We start from the raw sequence: 6,454 nt of genomic DNA on the forward strand, positions 1-6,454 counted from the left end.
GACGGGTCGGGCCGAAGTAGACGCCGGCGAGTTTGTCCCAGGCCCGGGCGTCGCGGACACCGAGTCGATCGAGGTCGGCGACGGTGACGGTGCCGGAGGAGATCTCTCCCAGTACCGTCATGGCCCGCAGGGCTGTCAGCAGCTCGATCGTGGTCATGCCCCGGACGATAAACCCCCGGCGGGCAGCCGTCGAGAAGCAGGTCGTGGGCCTGTGGACAACTCCCTGTTATCCACAGAAAAGACGATCGGGAACGATCCCCACTTGACTACGGAGTGATCTTCCAGGTGTGGACCGGCTCGCCGGTGGCCTGGTTCTCCAGGTAGCGGCGCAGCATCTCCGCCAGGGCGGCGCGGCGCTCGGGGGAGTCCGGCTTGGAACCTGCCGGGGTGAGGGCCTTGACGGTGCGCAGCTGCCACATGGCGCCGTTCTGGCGGGTGCGGGCACGTTCGCGGATGATGTCGAGGTTCTGGGTGATGAGGTCCTCGTCGACGTCGAGGGCGCGCAGACCCTCCCGGGCCTGTTCGAGGAGGTGGTCCTGGATGAGGGTGGCGACGTCGATACGCCCCAGCGTCGGCCAGTCGAGGCGGGCGAACATGCCGGCGCGGGCGGCGTAGAAGAAGTTCTGCTCGGCGTCCTTGAAGGTCAGGCGGGACCAGACGGGGCGGGTCTCGGAGGAGAGGTACTTGACCAGGCCGTAGTAGAAGGCGGAGTCGGCGACGATGTCGGTGACGGTCGGGCCGGCGGGCAGGATGCGGTTCTCCACGCGGATGTGGGCGCGCTGCTTGCCCGGCGCGTAGATCGGGCGGTTCCAGCGCCACACCGTGCCGTTGTGCAGGTTGAGGTGGTGGAGGGTGGGGGACTGGCCCTCGAAGACGGGTTCGCCGGAGGCGCCGCGGTCCTCGGGGAGGAGCGGGGAGAAGTAGCGGACGTTCTCCTCGAAAAGGTCGAAGACGGAGGTGATCCAGCGTTCGCCGAACCAGACGCGGGGGCGCACGCCCTGGGCGACGAGTTCCGGGGTGCGGGTGTCGATGGACTGCTGGAACACCGGGATCCGGGATTCGTGCCACAGTTTGCGGCCGAGGAAGAGCGGGGAGTTGGCGGCCAGGGCGACCTGCACGGAGGCCATCGCCTGGGAGGCGTTCCACGCGTGGGTGAAACGGTCCGGCGGCACCTGGAGGTGCAGCTGCATGGAGGTGCACGTGGACTCCGGGGCGATGTCGTCGAAGTCGAGGCGGCACTCCTCCTCGTTGGACAGGTCGATGTGGACGAGTTCGCCGCGGCTCTGCATGATCGCGTTGTTGAGGCCGCGGTAGCGGTTCTCCGGGGTCATCCACGACGGGTCGGCGAGGAATTCGGGGGTGACGGTCGGGAGGGTGCCGATCATCGCGACGCGGGCCCCGACCTTCTCCGCGGCGGCCTGCACCTCGGCGAGGCGGGAGCTGATGCCGTCGTGGAGCTGGCGGAGTCCGTCCCCGGCGACGGACAGCGGCGGGTGGTTGAGCTCGACGTTGTACATGCCGATCTCGGACTGGTACTCGTCGCCCAGCTGGGCGAGCACCTCCTGGCCCTTCAGCGCGGGCTGCATGTCCTCGTCGACGAGGTTGAGCTCCAGCTCCAGGCCGATCGTGCCGCGGTTGCCGAACTCCGCCTTCTGCAGATGCCGGTCAAAGACCTCGAGGTCGTTGTTCAGGTGCTGGCGGTAGCGCGTGCGCTGCTGCGGGGTGTACGTGTCTGTCGATACTGCGTCGCCCATGAGGAAAGACTCTAGTGTGCGGGGAGGTTTCCGGGGGCAAAATGCTTCTCGACGCCACCCGCTCGCCCTGCAGAGCCTGTCGCCGGGCCTTAGGATCCCGGTTATGTCTAGGTTCCTGTCGTGGCCGGTGGCGATTCTGCTGCTGTTCCTGGTGGTCGCCGCCAGCACGGGCGTCGGCGTCCTCACCCTCCTCAAGTGGGCGGCAGTGGCCGGGGGAGTGCTGTTCGGTCTGCTGCTGCTCTGGTTCGTCGTCGACTCGGTGCGGTCCGGGCCGGGGCCGGTCGAGTGGCCGGACGCGAAGGTCGGGGTGGCGACGGTGAAGAAGGTCCTGTCGACAACCGAACTCAAGGACGGCCGTCGGCTGGTCAACGTGAACGTCCGGGTGGAGCCCGCCGACGGGAGCGGGTCCTTCGACTCGACCTTCACCCGGCGGGTGCCGCAGGCCTCGGTCGCCGGCATCGAGCCGGGCCTGCAGTTCCCGGCGATGTACCGGCCGGACCGTCGGGAGAAGATCAAGATCGCGCGCGGCGACAAGCAGCAGAAGGCCCAGCGCTTCTTCGACCACGTCCGCGTGCGGGACGGGATGGTGCAGGTCCTGGAGCTGCAGGCCGCGCAGGCGGGGGTGCTCACGGACGCGGATGTGCTCAGCATCGACCGCACCGACCGGGTGCTCGGCGGTTTCCCGGTCTATGACGTGGGCCTGCGTATCCACCGGGTGGGGGCCACGCCCTTCGAGCACCGGAAGTCCATGCGCCTGAGCAGCTTCGAGCACGGTCTGCTGACGGCGACCCCGCGCGTGCGGGTGAAGTACCTGCCGGAGAATCCGCAGGCGGTGGCGGTGGCCATCGAGAATCGACAGGAGGAACTGACATGACCCGACCCTTTGGTGAGCGCTTCAGGCGCCAGGCGGCCGGTGGCATCACGACGGCCGGTGGGGATCCGTTCAGCGAGTCGGCGAGTTTCTGCAACGGCTGGGCCGGCATCCTCGGTTTCGAGGGCGGCGACTCCGGCAGCGACTCCAGCAACAACAACAATAACAACAACAATAACAATGGATGACCTGCTGTTTCACCGGGCGATCAAGCTCACCTTCGTCCCGAACCAGTTCTGCAACCTCGGCTGCACGTACTGCTACCTCGGCGACCTGACCAACAACCGTGACAACCCGGACGACGTCGTCGCCGAGTTCGCCCGCATCTGCGGACACCTCGGACACCAGGGCATCCTCGTGGATCAGCTGCTGCTCCACGGCGCGGAGATCTCCACGTTGCCGGAGCCCGTCCTGCGGGAACTCTTCGAGTTCTACACCGCTTACCGACGCACCCACCGCCTCGAACTCAAGGCCCTCGGCCGGGGCGGCGCCGCGATCCACATCAAGACGAACCTCTACAACTTCCACCAGCTGCGCCCGCTGTTCGAGGAGTACGAGGTCTCCATCTCCGGCAGCTTCGACCTGCCTTTCTCCCTGCACGAGAAGTTCCGGGTGACCAAGGCGGGGAAGTCGACGCTGCAGCGCACCATCGACAACGTGCTGCTGCTCGGGCAGTACCCGCACCGCAAGCAGATCAGCTGCGTCGTCGGCCGCGAGCACCTGGAACGCATCGACGAGTTCGTCGCCGACCTCATGTGGCTGGACGAGCACGGCTTCGACATGGTCACCGACTTCTACATCATGTTCGCCTACGACTCGGTCAACTCCGGGGACTCCAGCCAGCTCGACCAGACCCAGATGGTGGAGTTCTTCGAGGGCATCCTCGACCGCGTCCGCGGCACCCGCTTCGAACGCGCCGTGTACTACGAGTGGTTCAAGGAGTTCACCCACGGCTACTGCACCCACCAGATCAACTGCGGGTCCAGCAACTTCCTGGTGCAGAAGAACGGCGACGTCTACCCCTGCCACCGCGCGCAGGCGGAGCCGGAGCTGAAGTTCGGCAACATCCACCACCTGGGGCTCCCGGAGATCGCCGAGAAGGGCGCCGCCACCATCCGGGACTACGAGGCCACCAACGAGGAACTCTCACAGGACTGCATCAGCTGCGGGTACTTCTACCTCTGCTACGCCGGCTGCCCGATCGAGCGCAACAACAACCGTGGCAACCGGGCCTACACGTGCGGCATCCAGAAGGCGCTCTACCAGGCGCAACCGCAGAGATTCCCGCCCAAACCCGACGCGAGCCGCCGCCTGGTGGACTCCTTCATCCGCCAGAACCAGCCGCACATCTACGACGACCTCAGCGTGCCCCGGGTGGCGAAGTTCAACCCCGAGATCCTCGACGAGAACAACGCCGTCACCGCCATCATCGCCCGCGACCCCCACCTGCAGACCCTCTTCCGCCGGGGTGCGGTCACCCTGGAGGTCAACGGCCTGTCCCGCGACCTGTTCAGCAGCCACCTCTACGGGCGGATGACCCAGGCGGCACTGACCCCGGACGACGAGGTGCGCCTGCACGTCGCCACCGACCTGTGGGAACTCAACGCCGGCGAGGGCGCACTCAACGCGGTGAAGCTGCAGCTGCTCCGCGACGAGAAGGTCATCTACGGCGACGAGCAGCGCGAGAAGATGGAGCACGTGGCCACCGTCGACCTGTACCCGGCGGAACTGACCCGCACCGCGCAGGGCTGGAGCCTCGACCTCACGCCTTTCCTCCGCCAGTACGAGCACCTGCTGCTGCCCGGATACGGCAACCTGCTGTCGGTGACCACCCTCAAGGCCCGCGAGTACCACTACTCCAAGCACGCCCGGAACGCCTTCTACCACCTGGAGACCGTGAACCTGCCGTTCCACGAGTTCCGGTTCAGTTACGGGGAGCGGGGCGACGTCGTAAAGCAGAAGACCGGCACCCCGCTGGGGATGCCGGCCCTGCCGAACTAGCGGTTCGCGCGGTACCAGCGCACGAGCGCGTCGGTGGAGGAGTCGCCGGAGTCGACCTCCTCGGCGCCGGAGACGGCCGCGGCCAGCTGGTTGGCCTGCTGCTTGCCCAGCTCGACGCCCCACTGGTCGAAGGAGTTGATGTCCCAGATGACGCCCTGGACGAAGGTGATGTGCTCGTAGAGCGCGATGAGCGCACCGAGCACCGCCGGGGTGAGCTCCTCCGCGAGGATGGTCGTGGACGGACGGTTGCCCGGCATGACCTTGTGGGTGACCAGATCCCCGGACACGCCCTCGGCGGCGATCTCCTCGGCGGTCTTGCCGAAGGCGAGCACCTTGGTCTGCGCGAAGAGGTTGCCCATGAGCAGGTCGTGCATGGAGCCCTCGCCGGTGGCGGTCGGCAGGTCGTTCTTCGGGCGGGCGAAGCCGATGAAGTCGGCCGGCACGACGCGGGTGCCCTGGTGCATCAGCTGGTAGAAGGCGTGCTGGCCGTTGGTGCCCGGCTCGCCCCAGTAGATCTCACCGGTGGCGTAGTCGACGGCGGTGCCGTCGTGTCGGACGGACTTGCCGTTGGACTCCATGGTCAGCTGCTGCAGGTAGGCGGCGAAACGGGAGAGGTCCTGAGAGTAGGGGAGGACCGCGTGGGTCTCGAAGCCGTGGAAGTTGACGTACCAGATGCCCAGCAGCGCCATGAGGACGGGCACGTTCTTCTCGAAGGGGGTAGCGCGGAAGTGCTCGTCCATCGCGCGGAAGCCCTCGAGGAAACGCATGAAGTCCATCGGGCCGATGACGGCCATGAGGGACAGACCGATGGCGGAGTCGACGGAGTAGCGGCCGCCCACCCAGTCCCAGAAGCCGAACATGTTGTCGGTGTCGATGCCGAACTCGGCGACCTTCTCGGCGTTGGTGGACACCGCCACGAAGTGCTTCGCGACGGCCGACTCGTCCCCGTCGAAGGCCTGCAGCAGCCAGCGCTTCGCGGCGTGCGCGTTGGCCAGCGTCTCCTGGGTGGTGAAGGTCTTGGAGGCGATGATGAACAGGGTCGACTCGGGGTCGAGCTCATCGAGGGTGGCGGACATGTCGGCCGGGTCGACGTTGGAGACGAACTCCGCGGTGATGCCGGCGGTGGCGTAGGAGCGCAGCGCCCGGGCGGCCATCGCCGGGCCCAGGTCGGAGCCGCCGATGCCGATGTTGACGACCTTCTTGATGGTGCGGCCCGTGTGTCCCAGCCAGGTGCCCGCCCGCAGGGAGGAGGCGAAGTCACGCATGCGGCCGAGCACCTCGTGGACGTCGGCGGCGACGTCCTGGCCGTCGACCTCCAGGTCCTCCTCGACGGGCAGGCGCAGCGCGGTGTGGAGCACGGCGCGGTCCTCGGTGTTGTTGATGTGCTCGCCGGTGAACATCTTCTCGATCGCCTCGGTGAGCTGTGCCTCCTTGGCGAGGGCGATGAGGGCGGCGAGGGTGGCGTCGTCAAGCAGGTTCTTGGAGAGGTCCACGTGGAGACCCGCCGCATCGAAGGTCAGCTTCTCCGCACGCTGCGGATCCTGGGCGAACAGCTCCCGCAGGGTCCGGCCCTGGGTGCGCTCGAACTCGGACTCCAGGTTCTTCCATTCAGCGGAGGTGGTGATGTCGGCCATGGGTCGGGCTCCTTTTCGCGGGGAAACTGGCAACACCCACGAATCTAGTGACTTTCCGGGGTGTCCGCCGGGGAAGCGGCGGGTTGGGCACAATGGGGGGCATGAGCATCGTGAAAATCAACGCCATCACCGTTCCCGAGGGCGCCGGCCCGCAGCTCGAGGAGCGCTTCGCCGCCCGTAAGCACGCCGTCGAC

5 protein-coding genes and 1 pseudogene are annotated in these 6,454 nt (G+C 67.2%); 4 read left to right on the forward strand and 2 right to left on the reverse strand.

From position 1 onward, the window contains the following. Positions 1 to 266: 266 nt before the first annotated feature. Positions 267 to 1,754 carry a glutamate-cysteine ligase family protein gene (locus GXZ33_RS06800; protein ID WP_291340092.1) on the reverse strand — a complete coding sequence of 496 codons (1,488 nt, stop codon included), beginning with the start codon at positions 1,752 to 1,754 and terminating at the stop codon, positions 267 to 269. A gap of 103 nt (positions 1,755 to 1,857) precedes the next feature. Here GXZ33_RS06800 and GXZ33_RS06805 point away from each other — a divergent pair, with 103 nt between their 5' ends. From GXZ33_RS06805 to GXZ33_RS06815, 3 genes are read left to right on the forward strand one after another with little or no spacing between them, the layout of a single operon-like run. After that, complete coding sequence (locus GXZ33_RS06805; RefSeq protein ID WP_291340093.1) at positions 1,858 to 2,628, forward strand: hypothetical protein; 771 nt, start codon at positions 1,858 to 1,860, stop codon at positions 2,626 to 2,628. After that, a complete protein-coding gene (locus GXZ33_RS06810) occupies positions 2,625 to 2,813 on the forward strand; it encodes a hypothetical protein (protein WP_291340094.1) in 189 nt (62 codons plus the stop codon). Before GXZ33_RS06805 ends, GXZ33_RS06810 begins: the two co-directional genes overlap by 4 nt. Next, entirely contained in the window at positions 2,806 to 4,626 is a 1,821-nt protein-coding gene (locus tag GXZ33_RS06815) for a radical SAM protein (protein ID WP_291340095.1), read from the forward strand. Before GXZ33_RS06810 ends, GXZ33_RS06815 begins: the two co-directional genes overlap by 8 nt. Here the strand turns inward: GXZ33_RS06815 and pgi are convergent. Continuing rightward, complete coding sequence (gene pgi / locus GXZ33_RS06820) at positions 4,623 to 6,260, reverse strand: glucose-6-phosphate isomerase (protein ID WP_291340096.1); 1,638 nt, start codon at positions 6,258 to 6,260, stop codon at positions 4,623 to 4,625. The genes GXZ33_RS06815 and pgi overlap by 4 nt on opposite strands. Positions 6,261 to 6,361: 101 nt before the next feature. Here pgi and GXZ33_RS06825 point away from each other — a divergent pair. Further along, positions 6,362 to 6,454 (forward strand): annotated as a pseudogene (locus GXZ33_RS06825) (antibiotic biosynthesis monooxygenase); the annotation flags it as partial.

Origin of the sequence: Corynebacterium sp., from assembly GCF_012838985.1 — a bacterium.
GTDB lineage: Bacteria > Actinomycetota > Actinomycetes > Mycobacteriales > Mycobacteriaceae > Corynebacterium.